At 73.0% G+C, this 25,628-nt stretch carries 22 protein-coding genes and 1 pseudogene; 4 read left to right on the top strand and 19 right to left on the bottom strand.

The genetic code is table 11. From position 1 onward, the window contains the following. Positions 1–96: 96 nt before the first annotated feature. The 7 genes from pheT to infC form a co-directional block, all read right to left on the bottom strand. Positions 97–2,604, bottom strand: a complete 2,508-nt coding sequence (pheT, locus tag AC230_RS23290; RefSeq protein ID WP_049718298.1) for a phenylalanine--tRNA ligase subunit beta — start codon at positions 2,602–2,604, stop codon at positions 97–99. Further along, positions 2,604–3,722 (bottom strand): phenylalanine--tRNA ligase subunit alpha, encoded by a 1,119-nt coding sequence (gene pheS / locus AC230_RS23285; RefSeq protein ID WP_049718297.1) that lies wholly within the window; start codon positions 3,720–3,722, stop codon positions 2,604–2,606. Before pheS ends, pheT begins: the two co-directional genes overlap by 1 nt. 142 nt (positions 3,723–3,864) lie before the next feature. After that, complete coding sequence (locus tag AC230_RS23280; protein WP_049718296.1) at positions 3,865–4,980, bottom strand: sensor histidine kinase; 1,116 nt, start codon at positions 4,978–4,980, stop codon at positions 3,865–3,867. A gap of 39 nt (positions 4,981–5,019) precedes the next feature. After that, positions 5,020–5,874 carry a TrmH family RNA methyltransferase gene (locus tag AC230_RS23275; RefSeq protein WP_049718295.1) on the bottom strand — a complete coding sequence of 285 codons (855 nt, stop codon included), beginning with the start codon at positions 5,872–5,874 and terminating at the stop codon, positions 5,020–5,022. Positions 5,875–5,977: 103 nt separating this feature from the next. Further along, positions 5,978–6,364: a 50S ribosomal protein L20 gene (rplT, locus tag AC230_RS23270; RefSeq protein WP_004944290.1), complete on the bottom strand. Its 387-nt coding sequence runs from the start codon at positions 6,362–6,364 to the stop codon at positions 5,978–5,980. Positions 6,365–6,460: 96 nt separating this feature from the next. Then, complete coding sequence (gene rpmI / locus AC230_RS23265; RefSeq protein WP_030017691.1) at positions 6,461–6,655, bottom strand: 50S ribosomal protein L35; 195 nt, start codon at positions 6,653–6,655, stop codon at positions 6,461–6,463. A gap of 124 nt (positions 6,656–6,779) precedes the next feature. Continuing rightward, a complete protein-coding gene (infC, locus tag AC230_RS23260) occupies positions 6,780–7,415 on the bottom strand; it encodes a translation initiation factor IF-3 (protein WP_078871516.1) in 636 nt (211 codons plus the stop codon). Between the two features lie 369 nt (positions 7,416–7,784). Between infC and AC230_RS23255 the strand changes: the two genes are divergently transcribed. Continuing rightward, the gene (locus tag AC230_RS23255) at positions 7,785–8,162 is read left to right on the top strand and encodes a DUF1844 domain-containing protein (protein ID WP_049718293.1); all 378 of its coding nucleotides are present in this window, start codon (positions 7,785–7,787) and stop codon (positions 8,160–8,162) included. Here AC230_RS23255 and AC230_RS23250 read toward each other — a convergent pair. The 4 genes from AC230_RS23250 to AC230_RS34035 form a co-directional block, all read right to left on the bottom strand. Beyond that, positions 8,159–8,989 (bottom strand): aquaporin, encoded by an 831-nt coding sequence (locus AC230_RS23250; protein ID WP_049718292.1) that lies wholly within the window; start codon positions 8,987–8,989, stop codon positions 8,159–8,161. The two genes, AC230_RS23255 and AC230_RS23250, sit on opposite strands and share 4 nt — an antisense overlap. Before the next feature lie 76 nt (positions 8,990–9,065). Further along, positions 9,066–9,821 carry an SseB family protein gene (locus AC230_RS23245; RefSeq protein ID WP_049718291.1) on the bottom strand — a complete coding sequence of 252 codons (756 nt, stop codon included), beginning with the start codon at positions 9,819–9,821 and terminating at the stop codon, positions 9,066–9,068. A gap of 430 nt (positions 9,822–10,251) precedes the next feature. Next, positions 10,252–11,397, bottom strand: coding sequence for a type VII secretion-associated serine protease mycosin (gene mycP, locus AC230_RS34040; protein WP_049718290.1), 1,146 nt, complete (start codon positions 11,395–11,397; stop codon positions 10,252–10,254). Then, complete coding sequence (locus AC230_RS34035) at positions 11,394–12,203, bottom strand: hypothetical protein (protein WP_053161353.1); 810 nt, start codon at positions 12,201–12,203, stop codon at positions 11,394–11,396. The genes mycP and AC230_RS34035 overlap by 4 nt, the downstream gene beginning before the upstream one ends. A gap of 181 nt (positions 12,204–12,384) precedes the next feature. On the opposite strand from AC230_RS34035, the gene AC230_RS23230 reads away from it, so the two are divergent. Further along, on the top strand, positions 12,385–13,602 hold the full coding sequence (locus AC230_RS23230) for an alanine racemase (RefSeq protein ID WP_049718289.1): 1,218 nt from the start codon (positions 12,385–12,387) through the stop codon (positions 13,600–13,602). 78 nt (positions 13,603–13,680) lie between these two features. Here AC230_RS23230 and AC230_RS23225 read toward each other — a convergent pair whose 3' ends face one another. The 6 genes from AC230_RS23225 to AC230_RS23200 all read right to left on the bottom strand — a co-directional run bounded on the left by AC230_RS23225 (position 13,681) and on the right by AC230_RS23200 (position 21,963). Beyond that, complete coding sequence (locus AC230_RS23225) at positions 13,681–16,425, bottom strand: KGGVGR-motif variant AAA ATPase (RefSeq protein WP_241833350.1); 2,745 nt, start codon at positions 16,423–16,425, stop codon at positions 13,681–13,683. A 13-nt stretch (positions 16,426–16,438) separates the two neighbouring features. After that, entirely contained in the window at positions 16,439–16,852 is a 414-nt protein-coding gene (locus tag AC230_RS23220) for a hypothetical protein (RefSeq protein ID WP_049718288.1), read from the bottom strand. Positions 16,853–16,976: 124 nt separating this feature from the next. Next, on the bottom strand, positions 16,977–18,260 hold the full coding sequence (locus AC230_RS23215; RefSeq protein WP_049718287.1) for an HAD family hydrolase: 1,284 nt from the start codon (positions 18,258–18,260) through the stop codon (positions 16,977–16,979). Between the two features lie 104 nt (positions 18,261–18,364). After that, complete coding sequence (locus tag AC230_RS23210; protein ID WP_049718286.1) at positions 18,365–19,156, bottom strand: 3-oxoacyl-ACP reductase; 792 nt, start codon at positions 19,154–19,156, stop codon at positions 18,365–18,367. 57 nt (positions 19,157–19,213) lie between these two features. Continuing rightward, on the bottom strand, positions 19,214–20,584 hold the full coding sequence (locus AC230_RS23205; protein ID WP_049718285.1) for an aldehyde dehydrogenase family protein: 1,371 nt from the start codon (positions 20,582–20,584) through the stop codon (positions 19,214–19,216). 11 nt (positions 20,585–20,595) lie between these two features. After that, positions 20,596–21,963, bottom strand: a complete 1,368-nt coding sequence (locus AC230_RS23200) for a glutamine synthetase family protein (protein WP_049718284.1) — start codon at positions 21,961–21,963, stop codon at positions 20,596–20,598. A gap of 108 nt (positions 21,964–22,071) precedes the next feature. Here AC230_RS23200 and AC230_RS23195 point away from each other — a divergent pair, with 108 nt between their 5' ends. Continuing rightward, positions 22,072–22,800 carry a FadR/GntR family transcriptional regulator gene (locus AC230_RS23195; protein ID WP_049718283.1) on the top strand — a complete coding sequence of 243 codons (729 nt, stop codon included), beginning with the start codon at positions 22,072–22,074 and terminating at the stop codon, positions 22,798–22,800. Positions 22,801–23,036: 236 nt separating this feature from the next. Next, positions 23,037–23,783: a gamma-glutamyl-gamma-aminobutyrate hydrolase family protein gene (locus AC230_RS23190; RefSeq protein ID WP_049718282.1), complete on the top strand. Its 747-nt coding sequence runs from the start codon at positions 23,037–23,039 to the stop codon at positions 23,781–23,783. 22 nt (positions 23,784–23,805) lie between these two features. Here AC230_RS23190 and AC230_RS34030 read toward each other — a convergent pair. Both AC230_RS34030 and AC230_RS23185 read right to left on the bottom strand, forming a co-directional pair. Beyond that, positions 23,806–24,144, bottom strand: a pseudogene (locus AC230_RS34030) (GNAT family N-acetyltransferase); the annotation flags it as partial. Between the two features lie 500 nt (positions 24,145–24,644). Further along, positions 24,645–25,157 carry an RICIN domain-containing protein gene (locus tag AC230_RS23185; RefSeq protein ID WP_049718281.1) on the bottom strand — a complete coding sequence of 171 codons (513 nt, stop codon included), beginning with the start codon at positions 25,155–25,157 and terminating at the stop codon, positions 24,645–24,647. Between the last annotated feature and the right edge of the window lie 471 nt (positions 25,158–25,628).

The raw sequence follows: 25,628 nt of genomic DNA, 5'->3' as shown, positions 1-25,628 counted from the left end.
TCGGCGGGGAAGGGGCCCCAGGGGCGTGGGATGCGCGAGGGGCGCCCCGGTGGTCCGGGGCGCCCCTCGGCTCAACTGCCGTTCACGGCCGCACGGCTACGCGCCGCGCAGCACCGCGCCGGTGCGCTCGACGGCGGCGGCCACCGCGGCGTCGCGGGCGGCGGACGCCTCGTCGGCGGTCAGCGTCCGGTCGGCGGCGCGGAAGCGCAGCGCGTAGGCCAGCGACTTCTTGCCCTCACCGAGCTGTTCGCCGGTGAAGACGTCGAACAGCCGCAGGGATTCGAGGAGTTCGCCGGCGCCGGAGCGCAGGGCGGCCTCGACCTGGCCGGCCGGCACCGAGGCGTCGACGACGAGCGCGACGTCCTGGGTGGCCACCGGGAAGGTGGAGATGCGCGGGGCCTCGACCGGGCCGGTGGCGGCCTTCTCCAGGCGGTCCAGCTCGATCTCCATGGCGCAGGTGCGCTCGGGCAGCCCGAACGCCTTGATGACGCGCGGGTGGAGCTCACCGGCGTTGCCGACGAGCACCTCCTCGCCGTCGACCACGGCGAGCAGCGCGGCGCAGCGGCCCGGGTGGAAGGGCGCCTGCTGGTCCTGGCGGACGATCAGCTCGACGCCGGCCTCGCGGGCGACGGTACGGCCGGCCTCGACGGCGTCCGCCCAGGAGGACGGGCGGGCCGGGCCCCACCAGCCGGCGCGCTCCCGCGCCCCGGCCAGGACGACGGCGGCGCGGCGCGGCTGGTGCGGCAGGGCCGCGTCCAGGGAGGCGATCTCCTCGTCGGTGGGACGGCGGTCCACCGGCAGGCGGTGGGCCGGGAGCTCCTCGCCGGTCGGCCGGAAGACGAGGCCGGTCTCGAAGAGCGCCAGGTCGTGCTCGCCGCGGCTGTCGTTGCGGCGCAGCGCGGCGAACAGCCCCGGCAGCAGGGTGGTGCGCAGCGCGGGCTCGGCCTCGGAGAGGGGGTTGAGCAGGCGCACGGTCAGGCGGCGCGGGTCGTCGGCCTCCAGGCCCAGGTGGTCGAGGGCCCAGTCGCCGAGGAACGGGTAGGTGAGGGCCTCGACGTAGCCGGCGCCGGCCAGCGCGCGGCCGACGCGGCGGTGCAGCCGCTGGCGCGCGGTCGGACCGCGGCCGGCGGGCGGCTTGGGCAGGGTGGAGGGCAGGCTCTCGTAGCCCTCCAGCCGGATGACCTCCTCGGCGAGGTCGTTGGGGTCGGTGAGGTCGGGGCGCCAGCTGGGGACGGTGACGATCAGCTCGTCCTGCCCGTAGACGTCGCAGCCGACCTCCTGGAGGCGGCGGACGACGGTCTCGCGGCCGTACTCGACCCCGGCCACCTTGTCGGGGTGGTCGGCGCGCACGGCGATGGTGCGGGGGGCGCTGGGCGCGGCGAACTCGGTGACGCCGGCCTCGGGGGTGCCGCCGGCGAGCAGCACCAGCAGGTCCACCGTGCGCTGGGCGGCGGCGGAGGCCGCCTGCGGGTCCACACCGCGCTCGAAGCGCTTGGACGCCTCGGAGGACAGCTTGTGGCGGCGGGCGGTGCGGGCGATGGAGACGGCGTCGAAGTGCGCGGCCTCGATGACGACCTCGGTGCTGCCCCCCTCGGCGGCGTCGGCGATCTCGGTGTTCGCGCCGCCCATGACGCCGGCCAGGCCGATGGGGCCGGTGTCGTCGGTGATGACCAGGTCCTCGGCGTCCAGGACGCGCTTGGTGCCGTCGAGGGTGGTCAGCTTCTCGCCGGGCTCGGCGCGGCGGACGCCGATGGTCCCGGTGACGCGGGAGCGGTCGTAGGCGTGCAGCGGCTGGCCCAGTTCGAGCATCACGTAGTTGGTGACGTCGACGGCGAGGGAGACCGGGCGCATGCCGGCCTTCTGGAGCCGGCGCTGGAGCCAGATCGGGGAGCGCGCCTCGGGGTCGAGGCCGGTGACGGTGCGGGCGGTGAAGCGGTCGCAGCCGGCCGGGTCGGCGACGGAGACCGGGTAGCCGTAGGAGTTGGGCGCGGGCACGTCCAGCAGGGCCGGGTCGCGCAGCGGGAGCCCGTAGGCGGTGGCGGTCTCGCGGGCGATGCCGCGCATGGACAGGCAGTAGCCGCGGTCCGGGGTGACGGCGATGTCGAGGACCTCGTCGCGCAGCTCCAGCAGCTCGACGGCGTCGCTGCCGACCTCGGCCTCCGGCGGGAGGACGATGATGCCGTGCGAGCCGTCGTCGCCCATGCCCAGCTCGTCGCCGGAGCAGATCATGCCGCGGGACATCCGGCCGTAGGTCTTGCGCTCGGCGATGGCGAAGTCGCCGGGGAGGACGGCGCCGGGCAGGGCCACGACGACCTTGTCGCCGACGGCGAAGTTGCGGGCGCCGCAGACGATCTCCTGCGGCTCGCCGGTGCCGTTGGCGGTGCCGACGTCGACGGTGCAGAAGCGGATCGGCTTGCGGAAGCCCTCCAGCTCCTCGATGGTGAGGACCTTGCCGACGGCCAGCGGGCCGGTGAGGTCGGCGCCGAGCTGCTCGACGCGCTCGACCTCCAGACCGGCGGCCACCAGCTTGGCCTGCACGTCACGGCCGGTCTCGCCGGCGGGCAGGTCGACGTATTCCCGCAGCCAGGAAAGCGGGGCGCGCATCAGATCTCCATCCCGAACGGCCGGGTGAAGCGCACGTCACCCTCGACCATGTCTCGCATGTCCTCGACGTTGTGGCGGAACATCAGCATCCGCTCGATGCCGAACCCGAAGGCGAATCCGCTGTACCTCTCCGGGTCGATGCCCGCGGCGACGAGCACCCGCGGGTTGACCATGCCGCAGCCGCCCAGCTCGATCCAGCCCTCGCTGGAGCAGGTGCGGCAGGGGCGCTCCGGGTTCCCGACGGACTCCCCGCGGCACACGTAGCACTGCATGTCCAGCTCGGCGGACGGCTCGGTGAACGGGAAGTAGTTGGGCCGCAGCCGGGTGGTCAGGCCCTCGCCGAAGAGCGAGTGCACCATGTGCTCAATGGTGCCCTTGAGGTCCGCCATCGTCAGGCCCTCGTCGATGGCGAGCAGCTCGATCTGGTGGAAGACCGGCGTGTGGGTGGCGTCCAGCTCGTCCGTGCGGTAGACGCGGCCGGGGCACACGACGTACAGCGGCGGCTCGCGGTCGAGCATGGAGCGGACCTGCACCGGGGAGGTGTGGGTGCGCAGCACGACGCCGGACTCGGTCTTCTTGGGGCCGGCCACGAAGAAGGTGTCCTGCATGGCGCGGGCCGGGTGGTCCGGCTCGAAGTTGAGGGCGTCGAAGTTGAACCACTCGGCCTCGACCTCGGGGCCCTCGGCGACCTCGTAGCCCATGGCCACGAAGACGTCCTCGACGCGCTCCATGAAGGTGGTCAGCGGGTGGCGGGCGCCGGCCGGCACGCGGTCGTACGGCAGCGTGACGTCCACCGCCTCCTCGACCAGCACGCGGGCGTCGCGCTCCGCCTCCAGCTCCGCCTGGCGGGCGGCCAGCGCCTTGTTGACGGCACCGCGGGCCATGCCCACGCGCTTGCCGGCGTCGGCCTTGGCCTGCGGCGGCAGGGCGCCGATCTCGCGGTTGGCGAGGGCGAGCGGCGAGGTGCCCCCGGTGTGGGCGGTCTTGGCCTGCGCCAGTTCGTCGAGGTCACCGGCGGCGGCGAAGGCGGCGAGCGCCTCGTCCCGCATGCGCTCGATCTCTTCCGGTTTCAGTGCCTCGACCTCGACAGGGTCGTACGACTTGTTGGGTGCCGACATCTCTTCCCGTGCTTCCGACTGGCTGGCATGGACCGCGGCGGTGACGCCGCGCGGTTTCGCCCGGACGACTTGGTGCCAAAAAGGTGCCAAAGGTCGAGTCTAAGGGGCGTGGGGGTCCTGATGAGCCCGAGGGGCCGGGGCCTCAGCTCTGCGCGAGGAAGGCCGGGGCGCCCACGGGCAGGGTAAATCGGAACCGGGCGCCGCCGCGCTCGGCCCGGCCGACGGTGATCGTCCCGCCGTGGGCCTCGACGATGCCCTTGACGATGTACAGCCCCAGGCCGGTGCCGCCGCGCTTGCTGCCCCGCCAGAAGCGGGTGAAGACGCGGCTCATCGCCCCCTCCGGGATGCCGGGGCCCTCATCGCTCACGGTGACCGCCGTTCCTTCCGCGCCGGCGCTCGTGGTGGCCGGTGCCACTTCCATGGTGACGGTTCCGCCGCCGTGCCGCACCGCGTTTTCCAGGAGGTTGCCCAGCACCTGGTCGATCTTGTCGGGGTCGGCCCACAGCGGCGGCAGCGGCTCCACCACCTTGACCAGGAAGCGGTCGGGCCGCTGGCCGCGGGCGGTCTGCGCGGCGACGTGCCGGCGCACGGCCGCGGCCATGTCGACGGGCTGGCGGCGCACCTCCAGGCGGCCGGAGTCGATGCGGGAGATGTCCAGCAGCTCGGCGATCAGCCGGGTGACCCGGTCCGCGTCGGCGTCCACGGTCTCCAGCATCAGCCGCTTCTGGTCGTCGGTGAACCGCTCCCACTTGGCCAGCAGGGTGGCTGTGAAGCCCTTGACGGAGGTCAGCGGGGAGCGCAGCTCGTGGGCGACGGTGGCGATCAGTTCGGCGTGGCTGCGCTCGGTGCGGCGGCGCGCCTCGGTGCCGCGCAGCTGGACGACGAGCCGCACCACGGGCCCGCCGGGCCGCTCGCGCACGTAGCGGGCGGAGACCAGCACCTCGCGGCCGCCGGGCAGCAGCAGGTTGCGCTCGGGCTGGCCGGTGCGGGTGGAGAGCCCGCCGTAGGGGTCGGTCAGCCGCCACCAGCGGCGCCCGTCCAGGTCCTCCAGCGGGAGGGCGGTCTCCAGCGGGCGCCCGAGGGCCTCCTCGGCCGGCAGGGCGGTGACGCGGGCGGCTGCGGCGTTGAAGCACACCACACGGCCCGACGCGTCGGCGACGACCAGGCCGTCGGGCAGGTCGTCGGGGTGCAGCGGCGCACCCGCGCCGCCGAAGGCGACGGCTCCGGACGTACGGTCCACGGCAGTTGTCCCACTCACACCCGACGCCCCCTCCCGAGCCCCAGGGGCGTCACCCTACTAGCTGGAAGTAACAGAGCGGCACCCTCCGGACGCGCGCTGCGCACGGGCCGAGGCGTACAGGCACACCGCGGCGGCCGTGGCGAGGTTGAGGCTCTCCGCCTTGCCGTGGATGGGGACGCGCACCACCTCGTCCGCCAGCGCGCGGGTCTCCTCCGGCAGCCCCCACGCCTCGTTGCCGAAGACCCAGGCGGTGGGGCCGCCCATGGCGCCGCGGTCCAGCTCGGCGTCCAGATCGCGCTCGCCGGCGCCGTCGGCGGCCAGGATCCGCACGCCGGCGCCCGCCAGCCCGCGCACCGCCTGCTCGACGGGCACGCCGACCGCCACCGGCAGGTGGAAGAGCGAACCGACCGACGCCCGCACGGACTTGGGGTTGTAGAGGTCGACGGAGGCGTCGGTGAGGACGACGGCGTCGGCGCCGGCGGCGTCCGCACAGCGCAGCACGGTGCCGGCGTTGCCGGGGTCGCGGACGTGGGCGAGGACGGCGACCAGCCGCGGCCGGGCGGCCAGGATCTCCTCGAAGGGGCTGTCCAGGAAGCGGCAGACACCGACCAGGCCCTGCGGGGTCACGGTCTGCGAGAGGTCGGCGACGACGGCGTCCGCCGCCAGGTGCACCGGGATCCCGGCCGCCCGCGCCGCGCCGACGATCTCCGTGTGCCGCTCGGCGGCGTCCGCGGTCGCGAAGAGCTCCAGCAGCGTGGGGCCGCCGGCGCCGCGGTGCTCGATCGCCTCGCGCACGGCCTGCGGGCCCTCCGCCAGGAAGCGCCGCTCCTTGACCCGGAAGCTCCGCTTGGCCAGCCGGCGGGCGGCGACGACGCGGGGGGAACGGGGGGAGATCAGCTCGGGGGTGCCCATGTGGCGGTGGCTCGATTCGTTTCCTGGGAGCGGTCCGTACAGCAGCCGGACCCGCAGGCCGAGGGGCCTGCGGGTCCGGGCGGGAGCCTGGTGGCTCGGTGGCTCAGGCGGCGGCCTTCGGCGCGTTGACGTCGGCCGGCAGCGCCTTCTGGGCGACCTCGACGAGCGCGGCGAACGCGTTCATGTCGTTGACCGCGAGCTCGGCCAGGATCTTGCGGTCCACCTCGATGTTGGCGGCCTTCAGACCCTGGATGAGGCGGTTGTAGGTCATGCCGTTCTGGCGGGCAGCGGCGTTGATGCGCTGGATCCACAGCTGACGGAAGTCGCCCTTGCGCTTCTTGCGGTCGTTGTAGTTGTAGACCAGCGAGTGGGTGACCTGCTCCTTGGCCTTGCGGTACAGGCGCGAGCGCTGGCCGCGGTAACCGCTGGCCTGCTCCAGGATCGCCCGGCGCTTCTTGTGCGCGTTGACTGCGCGCTTGACGCGTGCCACTTGTTAACTCCTTGTAGCGGGGCCGTGGTTGATCACCACACGGCCCGGAAACGAATGGGTCCCGGTCTCGAACTCAGGCGCGGTGCGCGCCCGGGCTCACTTGCCGAGAAGCTTCTTGATCTTCGCGGCGTCGCCCGGGGCCATCTCGGCGTTGCCGGTGAGGCGACGCGTCACACGGGACGACTTGTGCTCGAGCAGGTGGCGCTTGCCGGCGCGCTCGCGCATGACCTTGCCGGAGCCAGTGACCTTGAAGCGCTTGCTGGCACCGCTGTGCGTCTTGTTCTTCGGCATCGCGCCATTTCTCCTCGTCGGTGGCGCTCCCCGCCCGTGGTGCGGGCGTACGGGAGCGTCAGCTGTGTTCGTAGGTGTCCGGGGCCGGCGGCCCCGGGTGAACCGGGGCGCGAGCGCCCCGGAGTCACGACTCTGCGGACTCCTCGGCGTCCGCGCCGGAGGCGCCCGCGCGTCCCGCCTTGCGGGCCGCCTGCGCCTCGCGGGCTTCGGCCATCGCCTCGGTCTTCTTCTTGTGCGGACCGAGGACCATGATCATGTTGCGCCCGTCCTGCTTGGGGTTCGACTCGACGAAACCCAGGTCCTGGACGTCCTCCGCGAGGCGCTGCAGCAGTCGGTAGCCCAGCTCGGGCCGGGACTGCTCGCGACCCCGGAACATGATCGTGATCTTGACCTTGTCGCCCTGCTTGAGGAACCGGACGACGTGACCCTTCTTGGTGTCGTAGTCGTGCGGGTCGATCTTCGGCCGGAGCTTCATCTCCTTGATGACCGTGTGCGCCTGGTTCTTGCGCGCCTCACGGGCCTTCATGGCCGACTCGTACTTGAACTTCCCGTAGTCCATGAGCTTGCAGACCGGCGGGCGGGCGTTGGCCGCCACCTCGACCAGGTCGAGGTCGTACTCCTGCGCAAGCTCCAGGGCCTTGGCAAGCGGCACGATGCCGACCTGCTCGCCGCTGGGACCGACAAGTCGCACCTCGGGAACGCGAATCCGGTCGTTGATGCGGGGCTCGGCGCTGATGGATCCTCCTCGGTAGCACCACACGGCCGCCTGGCGGGCTGCCGCGTAACGTTTCGTAAAGACCAACCGCGCCGGGCTCTTTTCATGGACCGCATGAAAAAGGCCCCGGACGGGACACAGGCGGGGCTCCTGACAACCGGAGCACCACCACGGTGAGCCGCGGGGCGCATCTCGGACGGCTCCATCGTCCGTACGGAACGATGGGGACCGTCTGACCGGAGACCTGCCGACCGGAAGCCAGCGAGGTGGGAGTGCGGAGCCTCCACTTGTGGGTCGGGCACGTGAATGACCGACCGGTCGACTCACCACTTTACCAGCCGGGGAGCAGGGGTGCGAACCCGTGACAAACACCCACGCCGAACCGGTTCTCCGGCGGCACGTATCGTGTCGCCCATGAGTGACGCCAAGGCCCCCGAGCAGGCCGCCGAGCAGGCCGCCCCCGACTTCGACAGCATGACCCGCGACATCGCCGACGTGCCGGCGGTCGAGGTGATCACCACGGTGGCGGTCCACCTGATGAGCTCGGCCGCCGTCAACCTCGGCCTGGCCGAGGAGGGCGAGCAGCACAAGGACCTGGACGAGGCGCGCAAGCTGATCACGGCGCTGGCCGGTCTGGTCACCGCGAGCGCCACCGAGATCAGCAACTTCCACGCCGGTCCGCTGCGCGACGGGCTCAAGTCGCTCCAGCTGGCCTTCCGGGAGGCGTCGGTCGTGCCGGACGAACCCGGTCAGGGGCCCGGCGAGAAGTACACCGGGCCGGTCTTCGGCTAGCCCTCCGCCGACCGCGGCGGCTCCGTCGGCTCCGTCGGCTCGCCCGGGGCCGGCGGGTGCTCCGCCGCCCGGTGGGCGCCCAGGGCGCGCTCGTCCGCGATCAGCACGGGCGCGCCGTGCGGCTGGACGACCTGGTGGGCGAAGGCGGCCAGCACCGCGCCGATCAGCGGCGCGACGATGAACAGCCACAGCTGGGACAGGGCCCCGCCGCCCGCGAAGAGGGCCGGTCCCAGGCTCCGGAACGGGTTGACGGACGCGCCCGTCAGCGGGACGCCGACCAGGTGGACCAGCGCCAGGACGAACCCGAGGGCCAGCGGGCCGAAGCCCACCACGGCCACCTTGTGCGTCACGGCGAGCCACACGAACACCAGCAGGAACGTCAGGACGACCTCGGCGAGGAACGCGCCGCCGGTGTTGATGTGCACCGCCGAACGGTCCCCGTAGCCGTTGGTGCCGAAGGCGCCGTCCACGTTCAGCCCCGGAACCTGCTTGGCCAGCAGGAGCAGCAGCGCCGCGCCGGCGATGGCCCCGACGAGCTGGGCGATCCAGTACTCGATCGCCGTGCGCAGGGCGACCCGGCCCTCCAGCAGCATCGCGAGCGTCACCGCGGGGTTGAGGTGCGACCCCGAGATCGGTCCCAGGGTGTAGGTGAGGGCCAGAAGAGTGAAGCCGAAGGCCAGGGAGATGCCGAGGGCGCCGATGTAGTCCGCCGCGAGGACGGCGGAGCCCACGGCGAAGAAGACCAGCAGCAGCGTGCCGATGAACTCGGCCGCCACCGTCCGGATCTCCACGGGGTCGAGCTTCAGGGGGTCCAGCCTGGCGTCCATGGCGTCCTCCCGGGGATCTCGTGGACCTTCCTCGCATTGTCGGACGGTCCGCCCCCGGGCGCCTGTTCAGCCTGCCTCAGCGGCTGAAGAGCGGCTCCCCCGGGACCTGCGCGCCCGTCGGCAGCAGGGCCAGGTCCAGGCCGCGGACGAGCCGGGCGCGCAGCACCTCGTCGGCGGCCAGGGCGCCGGCGACGCGGTGGGCCACCTCGGCGGGCGGCGCGCCGTCGGCGAGCGCCAGGGCGAGCGTGCCGTCGGCGTCCTGCTGCCCGGGCACCAGGTGGGCCCGGACGACGCCCGCCTCGGCCGCCAGGACGGCGCGCAGCGCCTCGGTGACGGACGGGTCCGCGAGCGGGTCCGCGGTCGTGCGGCCCTCGGCGAGCGCGAGCAGGGCCGGGCCGGTCAGCGCGTACGTGACCGGGCCCGCGAGGTCCAGGACGATCGTGTCCGCCTTCTCGTGCGCGGCGGCCTGGAGCGCCTGGTGCAGCGGGACGGCCACGGGGCGGGCGTCCGCGCGCCAGCGCGCGAGCGTCTCCAGCGAGGTGAACGCCGGCAGGGCCCGGCGCCCGTCCGGAGCCTGGAGCGTGGGCACCGCCATATCGCTCGTCTTCTCCCGCTTGAGCCCGTCGGGCCCCGTCTCGGCCTCCCCGAGCACGGCGACCACGGGCACCAGCAGCCGCGCCCCCTTGAGCGCCCCGAGAACCCTCCCCTCGGCCGCCACCTTGGCCTCGCCCCTCCCCTCCGCCGCCCACACGGCAAGCGCCTCGGCAAGCGCAGGGTCGGCAGAGCCGTCGTCGTCGGAGAAACCGGGGTCCGGGATGTTCTTGAGGGCCACGGGGTGAGGGTATCGGGGGTGGGGGTGGCGGGTGGGTGGGGGGTTGGTTCGCCCGGTTCTTCCTTGGCGGAGCGGGGGCTGGGGGGAGCCCCGGAGCGGGGTCCAGGGGCGCAGCCCCCGGTGGGGTGCAGGGGCGAAGCCCCGCCGAGCGCGGGGTGCGGTGCGGACGCCCGGGGACCGGGTTCCGGGCCCACCTCGCAAGGCCCGGGCGGTGTCCCGGAGCGGGGTCCAGGGGGCGCAGCCCCCGGTGGGGTGGAGGGGCGAAGCCCCGCCCACCGGGCGGAGCGGGGTGCCGATGCCCGGGGGCCGGGCGCCGGGCGGGGTGCGGGGGCGCAGCCCCCGCCCGGCGCGCGGCGGAGCGGAGGGGGCCGAGGGGCGCAGCCCCGGGGGACAGGGGACAGGGGACAGGGGAAAGGGCGGGGTGGCGGGCTCAGGGGGTGGGGCGGCGGCGCGGGCGGAGGATGACCGCTGCCAGCAGCAGGACCGCGCCCGCCGCCCCCGCCCCCCAGGCCAGGGGGCGGCGCCGCCCGGCCGGTGGGGGAGACGGCCGGTGGGGGCCGGGGCCGAAGAAGGGCGGGTCCTCGGCGCGGAGCCGGGTCTGCGGCGTCGAGGCCCGCGCGATCGCCGCCGCGGGATCGACGACGCCGGCCCCGACCGCGTCGTCACGTCCTCCCGGCGGCCCACCCCGCGCCGTCGACACCAGCAGCTCGCGCACCCGCGAAGGGCTCAGCCCCGGGTGCGCGGAGCGCAGCAGGGCGGCGGCCCCGGAGACGAAGGCGGCGGCCGCGCTCGTGCCCCACCCCGCGTAGTAGCGCCGGTCGGGGTCGGCGATGACGACGTCGACGCCGGGCGCGGCGACGGCCGAGTACCACCGGCGCGTGGAGAAGGCGGCCCGCCCGCCGGCCCGGTCGACGGCCGTGACGGCGATGACACCGGGGTACGCGGCGGGGTACGAGACGCGGTCCCCGTGCTCGCCCCCGTTGCCGGCGGAGGCGACGACGACGGCGCCCTTGGCGAGCGCGTGGCGCACGGCGGCGTCCTCCCCGGGATCGGGGTGCGCGGTGGCGCTGTCGTCGCCGAGGGAGAGGTTGATGACGTCCGCGCCGTGGTCGGCCGCCCAGCGGATGCCCTCCGCGAGGGCGCTGCCGCGGCCGCCGCGGGCCCGGGAGCGGGCGGGGTCGCCCTCCTCGAGGATCACCCGCACCGGGAGGATCCTGGCCTCGGGGGCGACGCCGACGACCCCGTCGCCGTTCCCCGGCCCGTGGCCGCGCCCGGCGACGATCCCGGCCATGGCGGTGCCGTGCCGGGCCCAGGAGCGGTCGCCGCGCTCGGCGCCGAAGCCGACGAGGTCCTTGCCGGGCAGGACGCGACCGCGCAGGTCCGGGTGGGTGGCGTCGACGCCGGTGTCGAGGACGGCGACGGTGACGCCCGCGCCGCGGGTGGTGCGCCACGCCTCCCGCACGTTCAGGGCGTCGAGCCCCCACTCCTGGGCGCGGATGATGTCGGCGGAGGCGGGCCGGGCCCCGGCGGCGGCCAGGCCGGCGGCGAGCAGCAGGGCGGCCAGGGCGCGCCTCACCGCCGCGCCGCCGCTCGGTAGGCGGACTCGACGCGGGTGCCCAACTCCCGTGCCTCGTGGCCGAGTCCGGCCTGGGCGGCGACGGACGCCGCGCCGGGGGCCACCGCCCGGCGGGCGGGCTCGGCCGGCGTGCCGGTGCGGCCGTCGGCGAAGCCGGTGACGGCCCAGGCGACCAGGGGGAGGTCGGTGCGCACGGTGAGCCACCAGCTCACGCGCTGGGCGTCGCCGAAGCGTTCGGCGGCGGTGCCGGGCGGGGCGTACGGACGGGGCAGCATGTCGGTGCGTTCGTCGAGGCGTCCGGCGGCGACGCGGGAGCGCAGGGCGCGCATGCCGGCCCCGTCCGCCGCGGTGACGAGGAGGCCGACCGTGGTGACGGTGGTGGACGTGGCGTCGGTGTAGGTGGCGCGCAACATCCGTCGGCAGCCGGCCGGTTGGAGGGCGCGGGCCAGGGCGGGGTCGAGGGCGGAGGCGCAGTCGCCGTCGGGTGCGACGCCCAGCCGCGTCCAGTCGCGGCTCGCGCCGCCGGGCCCGGCGTCCGCGGCGTGCACGGTGCGCGGGAACAGGTCGTCCACCGGCACCTCCGACCAGAGCGTGCCGCCGCGCTCGTAGGCGGCCTCGGCGGCCGTCCGCGACGGCGGGGCGGTGAGCCATCCGCCCACCGCGGCACCGCCGAGGAGGCCCAGGCCGAGGACGGCGCAGACGGCGGCGGCCGCCGTGCGGCGCGCCGGCGGGGCGGGGGCGGTGGCCGGCGGGCACGTGGGGCGCGGGGGCACCGCCGTCCGCACCCGCTCGACTTCGGTGGTCACCCTCTGCTCCCCCGCCCGGCTCGCGCCCTGGACTCCGACTGCCTTGCGGGGCAGGCCGGTTCCGTCGCGTCCGGGCACCCCCGTAGTGCCGCGCCCACTCTACGGGGGACGGCCCCGCGGGGGCCATTCGCGGCGCGCACACCCCTACCCAGGGGTAACCGGCTCTGGCAGGCTGCGCCCCATGACTCCCGCCTTCGCACACGCCACCGGCCCCTCGGCCGACCGGGCCCGCTACGACCGGGCCACCGCCCGGCTGGACGCCCCGCTGGCGGTGGTGGATCTGCCGGCCTTCGACGCCAACGCCGCGGACCTGGTGCGGCGGGCGGGGGGCAAACCGGTCCGGGTGGCGACCAAGTCGGTGCGGTCCCGGGCCCTGTTGGAGCGGGTGCTGGAGCACGGCGGCTTCGCGGGGGTGATGACGCACACGCTCGCCGAGTCGCTGTGGCTGGCCCGTTCGGGCTTCGACGACGTGCTGCTCGCGTATCCGTCCGCCGACCGGGCCGGCTTCGCGGAGCTGTCGTCGGACGCCCGCCTCGCGCGGGCGGTCACGGTCACGGTCGACGACCCCGTGCAGCTCTCGCTCATCGACCGCGCCCGCACCGGACGCCAGGAGATCCGTATATGTCTGGAGTTGGACGTCTCACTCCGCCTCCTGGGCGGCCGGGTGCGCCTGGGGGCGCTCCGCTCCCCCGTCCACGACCCGGACCGCCTCGCCGCGCTGGCCCGCGCCGTCGTCCGCCGCCCGGGTTTCCGCCTGGTGGGGCTGATGGCGTACGAGGCCCATGTGGCGGGCGTGGCCGACGCGGTGGCGGGGCGGCCACTGTACTCCGCGGCCGTCCGCGCGATGCAGCGCGTGGCCCGGCGCGAACTGGCCGCGCGGCGGGCGGCGGCGGTACGGGCCGTACGGGAGGTCGCGGAGCCGGAGTTCGTCAACGGCGGCGGCACGGGGAGCGTGCAGTACACCGCGGCGGAGGCGGCGGTGACGGAAGTGGCGGCCGGCTCCGGGCTGTTCGCCCCGCGCCTCTTCGACCACTACACCTCCTTCCGGGCCCGGCCCGCGGCCCTCTTCGCCCTGCCCGTCGTCCGCCGGCCGGGCCTGGGCGTGGTCACCGTCCTCGGCGGCGGCTACCTCGCCTCCGGCGCCGCCGGCCCCGACCGGCTGCCGGCGCCCTGCCTCCCCGAGGGCCTGCGCCTGTCCGCCCGGGAGGGGGCCGGCGAGGTCCAGACCCCGCTCCTGGGCCATGCCGCGGACGACCTGCTCATCGGCGACAAGGTGTGGTTCCGCCACGCGAAGGCGGGCGAACTGTGCGAGCGCTTCGCGGCGTTGCACCTGGTCGAGGGGGACGAGGTGGTGGCGACGGTGCCGACGTACCGGGGCGAGGGACGTACGTTCCTCTGACGGCTCGTCAGTTCAGTGGCCAGGCCGGCCGGTACCCCATGGGAGCACAGCAGGCCGCCGCACCCACCTGTACTTGAATCAGCGGCGCCAGAGCACCCTCGCCCGGCGTTCACTGCTGAAGCCCAAACCGTGCCGGTAGATCTCGGCCACCCAGTAGCGGCCGTCCTTGCCCCGGGCAAAGACCCCGGAGTCCACGAGAAAATCGGCCTCTTCCGTAGTCAGTCCCACCGTCGCCAGCTCGAAGGGCACACTCACCGCCTGCTTGTCCTGCAACCTGGCGAGCAGTTCACCGACTTCCTGGTTCTCCATCTGGATCGAGGCAATCTTGTTCTTGCTGCACTCCAGTAGTGCGTTACGCATCGCACTGGGCACCAGCACGCGGTCTTCCCAAGTCGTTTGCCGAAGGGACAGGCGTGCCGCCTCAGCGAGAAACTTGACCACATCCCGGGCCTGGACCTGGTTCCGGAAATCACCCAGAGCCGCTGGCACCCAAAGATGAGATCGCGCCTCCTTGGACTTTTCTGTGCCCATTTTCCAGCCCCAGAGCTGGATGAGCGCCTCCACAACCTTTTCCTCAGAGAGCTCGGAGATCTCCGATTTGGGCATCGGCACCGGAAGAGCCTTGGCGTGCGAGGCGACCCACAGAGCCAGTCGCAACGCTTCTTCCTTGTCCCACCGCAGTGCGTAGGGATCGTACCGCCCCAACAGTTGACCGCTGTTCTGACGCACGGCCCGGGTGACCAAGTCCTGGCGGACGAAGACGACCAGTCCGAGGGGACGCCCCCGCAAGGACCGCAGCCAGCCGACCACATCGATCAGGAGCACGCGCAACGCGGTGCGCTTGACTTCACTGTCCAGCGATTGGAGGAGATCCTCGAGTCCGTCGATGACAAATACCGCCCGGGCATGCCTACCGAGTTCGGTCAGCGCCTTCTCCGCGCTTGAACCGTCCTCCGGGAACACACCGGCTGCATCGGCCAGGCACTCCAGCCATAGACGTCGCCAGCCGAGCTCATCCTGACTGTCCAGGGACGACAACCCGCCCTTCAATCTGTCACGGATGCCATCGGTGGTCCCTGCCTTCGCCTCTGCACCACCGCGGCTCAGAACAAAGGAATCCCTCAGGTCTTGTGGGGTCAGGTCGTGATCGCGATATTCCAGGTTGACGGATTCGAGCACAGGAATCACCGGGGCGTCCAAGCTGACCCCTTCGACCTGGGATTGATCAGCGAACCGCGCCCATGTGCGGGCCGCGCAGGCCTTGGCGTACATGAAGGTCTTTCCCGCACCTTTGGCACCAACTACCAAGGCAAGTGGAGCCTCCGTACGATGGTCCCCCAAAAGTCTGCGGAACGGATCAGTGACGAGGAAGCCACTGGCGGATGACAGCCCTTCCCGCTCCGCGTGGATGAACCGTGTTGCGGTATCGGTAAGCCTCTTGCGAAGAACTTCGTAGTCGACCTGCTCCGGGGCCACCGTGCCGGACGGAACGGACACAAGCGATACCGGGGTCGGAACAAGGGGCTCCAGAACATCGCCCACCTTGCATGTGTCCAGTATGCGTAGAACGGCGTCCCATGACGAGGGCAGCGCCAGCAGCTCCTCACGAAACGGACTCAGAACCGGCTGAGAAAGGACACTCGAAGCCACCTCATCGGTGACTGCCTGGCTGGGTTCGCCAGAGGCAGTCAACGCCGCGAGGAGAGCACCCCCGAGTTCTTCTCGCGCCTTGTCCGCCTGAGCGGCATGGACATCCGGTCGGTACTGCGTAATGATCACAGCACTGGCCGGGTCCCTACCCTGGAAGGCCGGCGCTCGGCGCCCCAATTGCTCGACTAGGCGTTTTGTGCCAGCAAGTGACTGATGGCTCAGCGTAGTGACGAATACCCGCTGTACGCGGGGGTCGAGCAATACCGGAGCGGACAATTCGGAAGCACCGGCGCGGAGGTCGACGACAACAGTGTCAGCGCCGACGCGTGCAGCGAGCGCGGCCAATGCCTCTGTGAGGAAATAGGGCGAGCGATGGGGGGTAAGAAGGTCAGCGGGCTCGATCGCCGGAGGACCGAGCACAGACCTGCGGCTCGTAGGGACGACTGTAATACGTCCGTTGCCGGCGTAACGGCCTACCTGCTGGTTCGGGAGATATGCTGCCGCGATGTTGACGGCCGCTGTCCAGCCGCAGTCCTCCGCCCCTTGCAAGAGAGCAAGGAAGTCTTCGTAGCAGAACTCGACTTGACCACCCTGGGCCCGGTGCATCCATGTGATGCCTGGCGCCTCCAAATCGGCATCCACCAAAAGGACATTGCCACCCCGCCGCGCGACGGCGTCGGCCATGGCGACGGCGTGGACCGTACGCCCGACACCGCCTTTGAAAGAGTGGAAGGCGACCAGCTGCACGTCATCGGCGAAGCGCTCGGAAGAAGGCCTCTCCAGGGGGTCCGCCAGTTGCGGGGTGATGTGCTTTTCCCTGAGCAGGGGGAGACGTCGCGGCTGGCCGCTGTCGCCTGACGACTCCAGGCTGAGCACCACCGGCATCCCCGTGAACTCCGCTGTCCGGGGATCGTCGAGTCCCAGCATGAGTCCATCATCGCGCCATTCCGTCGAACCTACGCCGAAGGCCCGGTCGAGCCAATCCTTTACCTGCGCAGTGTCCACGCCGGGGCGGACGACCAACTCCAATCCGTCCCACCAGCCGTCCGCCGCCAGGAGCCACCTGGGCCACTGACCGGCAGCCGCCAGATGAGCCAAGTGCTCATCCACATCCACCCAAGTAAACAGATGCTTAGGGGGCGTCAGCCCCTCCGGCTCCATCAGCTCGGTCACAACTCGTGGCTCCTCAGTCCTGCTCGCACCAGGTGATCAGAGTACGGAGTGCCTCGTGGGCGTGCTTCTCGTCCGCTGCATCCAGCTTGGCACCATATCGCCACGCCTGGTGCAAATCAGCCATGGGAACGCTGCCGCGTACGTGCGGGTGCAGACGGCAGCTCTGGAGCCGGTCGAGGTGCTCGCCGACGAAGCGTGGTAGGCGAAGCTCCTTGGCGAGCCGCCTCAAATCGTGTGTGGGTTCGATCCCTGAGGAGTCCCTGAGCCCGCGCCGCGCAAGGAGCCTCTCCTTGAGGCCACATTCGGCTGCATAGAAGAGTAATAGACAGACCGTAGCCATGTCCTCGGCCGGGTTGATCGCCTCCGCACTGCCCCGTAACTGATCACGCCTCCTCTGAAGCGCTCTCACCCCTACCTGAAGCACCATGCTGCCATCATGTCATCAGAGCATGGGATCACCAGTTGATATTGCCGAATCAACTTGCAGAAGCCGTGGGGGAATTGGGCCGCCTGCGCCCTCAGGAGGCACAGGCGGCCGGGCGGGAACGGCCTCAGGCGGCCGCGTCCACCTGGTCCGGGATGACGGAACCGTCGTGGCGGCGCAGCGGTGCGGAGGTGCCGTCGGGGCGGGTGTAGGCCGTCGAGGAGCAGGCGTAGGTGCCCGACTTGCGGGGCATCGGGTCGATGAACATGGGGTTGGCGACCCAGCGGCCGTCCTCGTTGTCGTAGGCGCGGCACATCAGCTCGGCCTTGTTGCGGTTGATCGCCAGGTGGGCGCCGGTGGCGTCGTCGACGAAGGTGACGTCGGTGTCGGCGTCGCCCGCGCCGAGGGCGATGCGGTGGGCGAAGTCCTGCTTCTTCCAGGCCTTGGCGCCCTTGATCTTGAAGATGTGCTCGTTGATCATGCAGCGCTTGCCGTCCATGTACGGCAGGGCCTCGCCCATGCCGTCCTTGACGTCGCCGCAGCCCTTGATGCCGGGGGTGAGCTTGCCCTTCCTGACGATGCTGCGGATGCCGATGGTGTGGGCCTTGTCGAGGCCGACGCCGCCGGACCAGGCCTCGGCGATGGGCTCGGAGGAGGCGGAGACGATGTAGACGTCGAAGCCGGCCGCCTTGAGCGTGCGGATGAGGTCCTTCTGCTGGTCGTAGTAGCGGACGTAGCCGGCGATGGTGTGGGTGCCGACGGTCTGCTTGCTGCCGACCGGGGCGGCGAGCTGCTCGGCGCGGGCCTTGCTCGCGAACGAGCCGAGGGCGGCCGGGGTGTGGCCGGAGAACAGCTGGGGGATCCAGGCGTACGCCGGGACCGTGCGGCGGTGGTTCCAGTCGCCCGCGAAGGCGGCGTCACCGGCCATCGTCCTCGACTTCTCGCGGATCTCGAAGATCTCGTCGGCGCAGCGGACGTTCTTCGAGGTGCGCAGCGGCTTGCCCACCGGGACGGACGTGCCGCACGCCTCGGTCAGCGCGCGGTCCGCGGCCGGGGTCAGCCACTTGCTGGTGTCCTTCCAGCTCCTGGGCCGGAGGATCTTGTCGTGCTTGAGGGCCCAGGCGAGGGTGGCGTCGGTGATGTCGTTCTTGACGACGGTGTTGTCCCAGTCGAAGGCGGCGACCGGGCGGGGCCCGCCGGTCCGGCCGGAGCAGGTGCCGCGCTCGTCGATCATCCGCTGGAGCTTGGCGCGGTTGGTGCCGAACCAACTGATGTTCTTGTCGAGCTGGGGGCAGTGCGCGCGGGCCGCGCGGGCCGTCCCGGCGGCGGGGGCCGCGGACGCGGCGGGGACGGAGGCGGCGAGGGCTGCGGTGATCACGAAGCCGACGGCGGTGGCGTACTTCTTACGCATGCGTTCTCTTTGTGCTCTTCGTAGGGACGGGTTCTGATCGCGGGGCCGACGCTTCGTGCACGCACCGGCCCCGACATCTGATCACGGACCCTACCTCCGGGCACTTACCGGGGGGTTACATAGGCCCCCGAGATGCCGCCGTCCACGAGGAAGTCGGCCGCGTTCACGAACGACGCGTCGTCGCTGGCGAGGAACGCGACGGCGGCGGCGATCTCCTCCGGGTCGGCGAACCGGCCGCCCGGCACGTGCACCAGCCGGCGGGCCGCCCGCTCCGGGTCCTTGGCGAACAGCTCCTTCAGCAGGGGCGTGTTCACCGGCCCCGGGCACAGGGCGTTCACCCGGATCCCGTCCCGGGCGAACTGCACCCCCAGCTCCCGGGAGAGCGCGAGCACGCCGCCCTTGGAGGCGGTGTAGCTGATCTGGGACGTGGCCGAGCCGAGGACGGCGACGAACGAGGCGGTGTTGATGATCGAGCCCTTGCCCTGTCGGCGCATGTACGGCAGGGCGGCCTTGCAACAGAGGTAGACGGAGGTGAGGTTGACGTCCTGGACGCGGCGCCAGGCGTCGAGGCCGGTGGTGAGGATGGAGTCGTCCTCGGGGGGTGAGATGCCCGCGTTGTTGAACGCGACGTCCACCGACCCGTAGGTGTCGTCCGCCGCCCTGAAGAGGGCTTCCACCTGCTCCTGGTCGGTCACGTCCGTCCGGACGAACAGCCCGCCGACCTCGTCGGCCGCCGCCCGGCCCGCCTTCTCGTCGATGTCCGCGCAGACCACGTGCGCGCCTTCGGCGGCGAGGCGGCGGACGGTGGCGAGCCCGATGCCGCCGGCGGCGCCGGTCACGACGGCGGTGCGGCCGGGGAGGCGGCGGCTGTAGGGGGTGGGGGTCTCGGTGCTCAAGTCGTTCCCTTTCTGCCGGGACTGCCGGACCGGGGAGGGGTTGCCGGACCGGGGGGATCAGGCGTCCTCCACCGCCACGAAGACGTTCTTCAGCTCCGTGAAGGAGGCCAGCGCCCCGGGCCCCAACTCCCGCCCCAGCCCCGACTGTTTGAAGCCGCCGAACGGGGTCGCGTAGCGGACGCTGCTGTGGGAGTTGACGGACAGGTTGCCGGCCTGGAGGGCGCGGGAGACGCGCAGGGCGCGGGAGACGTCCCGCGTCCAGAGGGAGCCGGAGAGGCCGTAGTCGGTCGCGTTGGCCAGGCGGACGGCCTCCGCCTCGTCCGCGAAGGGGATGACGACGGCCACGGGGCCGAAGATCTCCTCGCGGGCCGCCCGGGAGCCCGGGGAGCACTCCACGACCGTGGCGGGGTACCAGAACCCCTTCCCGGAGGGCGCCGCGCCGCGGATGACGGCGGGCGCGGTCTCGGGGACGTACGACCGCACCCGCTCCCGCTGCGCCGCGGAGATCAGCGGCCCCATCCCGGTCGAGGGGTCGGCGGGGTCGCCGACCACGACCCCGAGCACGGCCGGTTCCAGGAGCGACAGGAAGCGGTCGTACACCGGCCGCTCCACGAGGATGCGGCCGCGCGCGCAGCAGTCCTGGCCGGCGTTGTCGAGGAAGGAGGCGGGCGCGGCGGCCGCGGCCCGCTCGACGTCCGCGTCCGCGAAGACGATGTTCGCGCTCTTGCCGCCGAGTTCGAGGGTCACCCGCTTCACGCGCTCCGCGCACTTCGCCATGACGCGCCGGCCCACCGTCGTGGAGCCGGTGAAGACGACCTTCCCCACCCCGGGATGGACGACGAGCGCGTCCCCGGCCACGGCCCCCGTGCCGGGCAGGACCTGGAGCACCCCGTCCGGGAGCCCGGCCTCCAGGGCCAGTCCGGCCAGCCGCAGCGCGGTCAGCGGAGTCGTCTCCGCCGGTTTGACGACGACCGCGTTGCCCGCCGCGAGCGCCGGCGCGAAGCCCCACGCGGCGATCGGCATGGGGAAGTTCCAGGGGACGACGACGGCGACGACGCCGATGGGCTCGTGGAAGGTGACGTCCAGGCCGCCGGCGACGGGGATCTGCTGCCCGAGCAGCCGCTCCGCGCCGCCGGCCGCGTAGTCCAGCAGATCGCGGACGTTGCCCGCCTCCCAGCGGGCACTGCCGACGGGATGTCCGGCCTCGCGCACCTCCAGGGCCGCGAGCTCCTCGATGTGTTCGTCCACGACGGCCGCGAACCGGCGCAGCAGCCGCGCCCGGTCGCCGGGCGCGAGCGCGGCCCACCCGCGCTGCGCGGCCGCGGCCCGCCGGACGGCGGCGTCGGCGTCGTCCGGCGTCGCGGCGGGCACGGTGGCGACGACCTCCTCGGTCGCGGGGTTCAGAACCTCCAGGGTCTCCTGATCCACCACTCACGTCCTCACATGCGCTCGAAGGAGCGGAACCGCTCCCAGTCCGTCACGGCCGTGTCGTACGCCTCCTGCTCGACGCGCGCCATGTGCCGGTAGTGCTCGACGACTTCGTCCCCGAACGCGGCCCGCGCCACGGCGCTGTTCTCCCACAGTCCGGCGGCCTCGCGCAGCGTCCCGGGCACGTGCGGCGCGTCGCCGGTGTAGGCGTTGCCGGTGACGGGGTCGGGGAGCGCCAGTTCGTTCTCCACGCCGTGCAGCCCGGCGGCGATCATGCCGGCGACGGCGAGGTAGGGGTTGACGTCCCCGCCGGGCAGCCGGTTCTCGAAGCGGTGGGCGGCGCCGCGGCCGACGACGCGCAGCGCGCAGGTGCGGTTGTCCGGCCCCCACGCGACGGCGGTGGGGGCGAACGACGCGGCGCGGAAGCGCTTGTAGGAGTTGATGTTCGGGGCGTAGAGGAGGGTGAACTCCCGCAGGACGGCCAGCTGTCCGGCGAGGAAGTGCCGCATGACGGACGACATCCCGTACGGCCCGGAGTCGTCGGCGAGGACCGGCCGCCCCGCCTCGTCGCGCAGCGAGAGGTGGATGTGGCAGGAGTTGCCCTCGCGTTCGTCGAACTTGGCCATGAAGGTGAGGGCCACACCCTCCTGGGCGGCGATCTCCTTGGCCCCGGTCTTGTAGACGGAGTGCTGGTCGCAGGTGACGAGCGCCTCGTCGTAGCGGAAGGCGATCTCGTGCTGCCCGAGGTTGGCCTCGCCCTTGGCGGACTCGACGACGAGGCCCGCGGCGGCCATCTCGTTGCGGATGCGGCGCAGGAGGGGCTCGACGCGGCCGGTGCCGAGGACGGAGTAGTCGACGTTGTACTGGTTGGCCGGGGTGAGGCCGCGGTAGCCGGCCGACCAGGCCTGCTCGTAGGTGTCCCTGAAGAGCATGAACTCCAGCTCGGTGCCGGCCAGGGCGGTCCATCCGTACTCGCCGAGCCGGTCGAGCTGGCGGCGCAGGATCTGCCGGGGCGAGGCGGCCACGGGCGAGCCGTCGTGCCAGGCGAGGTCGGCGGTGAGCAGGGCGGTGCCGGGGTTCCAGGGGGTGCGGCGCAGGGTCGCCGGGTCGCCGCGCAGGGCGAAGTCGCCGTAGCCGCGCTCCCAGGAGGCCATGGCGTAGCCGTCGACGGTGCGCAGGTCGACGTCCACGGCGAGCAGGTAGTTGCAGCCCTCCGCGCCGTGTTCGAGGACGTGGTCGAGGAAGAACGGGGCGGCGAACCGCTTGCCCTGGAGCCGTCCCTGCATGTCGGTGAAGGCGAGGACGACGGTGTCGATCTCCCCGGCGTCGACGAGGCGGCGCAGTTCGCCGACGGTGAGCGGGGGCGTGCGGTCTGCCACGGGGGCCTCCCTGTCGGCGCTTCCCTGACGGTCCTGGCGGTACGGGTCCTGGTGGTGCGACCGGAGATTTAAGGTATGCCGGTAGACCATTGGTTGGGAAGGGGGCCGATGAGCGGGCGGACGGACGGGCCTTCGCACGGCGGCGCGGCCGCCGACCGGCTGTCACCGGTGCTGCGGCCGGTCCACGCGGGCCACGGCTTCGAGGCGGCGCTGGAGCGGATACTCCAGGTCATACGGCTGGGCCTGGTCGCGGAGGGGGAACGCCTGCCCGCCGAGCGCGAGTTGGCGGAGCGGCTGCGGATCAGCCGGGTGACGCTGCGCGAGGTGCTGAAGGTGCTGCACGAGCAGGGCCTGGTGGAGAGCCGGCGCGGCCGGTACGGCGGGACGTTCGTGTGTCCGCGCCCGGCCGCGCCCGACGTGTCGGGCATCGACATCGAGGACACGCTGCGCTTCCGGGAGGTCCTGGAGCTGGGCGCGGCCGAACTGTGCGCCTCCCGCGACCTGACGGCGGATCAGACGGCGCGGCTGCGTGCGGCGCTGGCCGCGACCCGCGACGCGCCGCCCGAGGGCTACCGCCGCCAGGACACCCTCTTCCACCTGACGCTGGCCGAGCTGTCGGGCTCGCCCTCGCTCGCCGCGCACTACGCGGCGGTCCGGGCGTCCGTCAACGGTCTGCTGGACTGCATGCCGCTGCTGGTGCGCAACCTGGAGCACTCGCAGCGCCAGCACGCGGCGCTGGTGGCGGCGGTGCTGGCCGGGAACGCGCCCGGGGCGCGGGAGGTGATGCGCGAGCACTGCGCGGGGACGGCGGCGCTGGTGCGGGGGTTCCTGGGCTGAACGGGGGCCGGGCCGGGGCGCGTTGGACGACGGAGGGGGCGCGCAGGCCGGCCGCGTGGTGCGCGGGGCTTCCCGGGGTGAGCAAGGGGCGCGTGGCGCGCGGGGGTTGCGCCGCGGCCCGCCGGGCAGCAATGGTATGGAGGGCGACCTTTGACCGGCCGTCGACGGTCGCACGCGCTCCGGCCGCCGCCGCGCGGCCGGCCGAGCCCCCGCCGCCAGGAGAGGACGCGAGCACATTGACCGGCCAGCCGCTGATCGGGGTCACCACCTACTCCACCCGGGCCCGCTGGGGAGGCGTCTGGGACCGGCACTGCTCCCTGCTGCCGACCGCCTACGCGCGGTATGTCCAGCGCGCCGGGGGGCTGATGGTCCTCCTGCCGCCCGACAACCCGGCCCTGGCCGGCGCGGTGGCCGAGCGGCTGGACGGCTTGGTGCTGGCGGGCGGCGAGGACCTGGACCCGGCGCTCTACGGCGAGCGGCCCCATCCCCGTACCGCCGCCCCCGTCCCCGAGCGGGACCGCTGGGAGCTGGCCCTGCTGGCGGCGGCCCTGGAGCGCGGCGTCCCGCTGCTCGGCATCTGCCGGGGCATGCAGCTGATGAACGTCCACGCGGGCGGGACGCTCAACCAGCACCTCCCGGAGACCGTGGGCCACAAGGGTCACAACCCGCGGGTGGGCGACTTCGCCGACCATCTCGTCGAGCCGGTCGCGGGGACCGTCACCGCGCACCTGATGCCGGCGCCGTGCGACGTGGCGACCCATCACCACCAGGGCGTCGGCAAGGTCGGCCCCGGCCTGATCGCCTCGGCCCACGCCGAGGACGGGACCGTCGAGGCGCTCGAATACCCCTGGGGCCAGGGGTGTTTCGCGGTGGGGGTGCAGTGGCACCCCGAGATGCGGGACGATCTGCGGCTGGTGCGCGGGCTGGTGGAGATGGCGGGGCGGCGGCGCGGCCGGTCCGCTGCTCCCGCGGCAGGCGGGTGAGGTGCACCTGGCGCTCCGCGTCCGCGAAGCCGAGCGCCCGGTAGACGCGGATCGCGTGGTACGCGGGGTCGGCGACGATCACGAGGGTGCGGGTGCCGGGCCGGGACAGGGCCCGCGCACCGGCCCGGTGGACGACGTGCGAGGCCAGGCCGCGGCCGCGGAAGCCGGGGTGCGTCTCGACGTTCTGGTAGCGGGCCGTGCCGCCGCCGTCCCCGAGGACGCCGGCCCCGGCGCGCAGGCGCCCGTCCACGAAGGCCCCGAACCAGGCGCCGTGCCCCGCCTCGCACAGCCGCCGCGCCTCCGCGACGCGGCGCACGGTGAACTCGCGGTGCCCTGCGGGTGGTTGAGCGCCTTCGTCCATGGCCCGGCGCAGCTCCAGCGCCTGCGCCCAGTCGTCGTCGCCGGCCAGCGGGCGGATCTCCGCGCCGGCGGGGAGGGGACGGGAGGGCGGCGCGAGGCGGTCGGCCGTGAGGACGGTGCTCACCTCGGCGGTGATGCCCAGCCGGGCCGTCTCGGCGGGGTCCCCCGCGTCCCCCTCCGTACCGTCCGCGCCGAGGGCGACGTACGGCGCGCCGGGGAACTCGGCCTCGAACACGGCCTGTTGGCGGAGGCCGTCCCCCGGGCCGGGCGGGCGGTCGAAGAGCACGAAGTTCCCCCAGCGGAAGGCGGGGTTGTCCGGGGTGCGGACGACCAGGTGGTCCGGGCGGTCATCGACGGCGGAGCCGGCCATGGTCCGCAGCATCAGGTCGGTGCGGAAGCCGAGGGAGATCACCTTCATGCGGCCGACCCTGGCGGCGGGACGCGGGAGGGGCCCGGTGCGGCGTTCCGCACCGGGCCCCCGGACGGGGAGGCCGGGCCGGCTCAGTCCTTGGTGTACAGGGTCCAGAGCTGGCTGGACCGGGCCGTGTACTGGTTGGTCACGACGGAGCGGTCGAGGCCGTTCCCCTGGAGGACCTGGCCCGGGAACTTCACGCTCTCGATCCTGGTCGGCTGCTCGACCGTGCCGGCCTTCCACTGCTGCGACAGCTTGTTGACGTCGCAGGCCTCCTGCTGGATCTGCTGGCCCGGGCCCTTGGCGGCCAGGCAGAGCCCGAAGTGCGACCCCTTGATCGTGTACTTGCCCGAGGCCGGGTTGCCCACGCTCGTGAACGTGAAGACCTGGTAGGCCTCCCGCGCGTCGCGGGTGAGCACCACGGCGCCCCGCTGGTGGCCGTAGTACTCGTCGAGGTTGGTGTCGTCGGCGTAGTTCTGGACCGACGCTCTGAACGTGTGCGCCTGCGGTGCGGCATGCGCGGAACCGGCGGTGGCGGCGAATCCGCCCGCGGCCAGGCCGGCCGTCGCGAGAACGAGTGCGAACTTCCGTGGTGCCGACACGTTTCGACCTTTCTCTCGGGAGTCGTTGACTCGCGGCAGCAAAGCTAGGCGCTCGCGTTACCGGCGAACCAGAAGGAATCGGGTCACTCGACGGTTTGAAAGTCCCGGATTAAACCCTTTTGCATTCCCGCGCATGCCAGGCCCCTGGCAAGTGCGCGAAGCGGCCACTCTCCCGGTGGCGACAATTCCGCTTCCGCGACGGCCATGTGCTCCCGCGCACGACGGCCCGCCCTCCACCGCCCCGGATGCCCCTCCCCCCTTCCGCCCCGAAGCCCACCCCCTTCCGGACACCCTCCCCCCTCACCCCCGCCCACCCCTCGTCCGATTCCGCCCGCCCGCTCCGGTGGCGCGATCTCTCGGGCTGAGGGGCCGGGGGGCCGACCATTGGTCGCGGGGTGCGCCGGGGCGGGGCAGGGGTCCGGGGCGGGGGCCCCGGTCGGGGCCAGGGGCGCTGTCCCAGCGGGGTGCAGG

The organism is Streptomyces caatingaensis (assembly GCF_001187435.1).
GTDB classification, from domain to species: Bacteria; Actinomycetota; Actinomycetes; order Streptomycetales; family Streptomycetaceae; genus Streptomyces; species Streptomyces caatingaensis.
The sequence above is the reverse complement of the archived record's forward strand: the minus strand, read 5'-3'. Positions and strand labels throughout refer to the sequence as shown.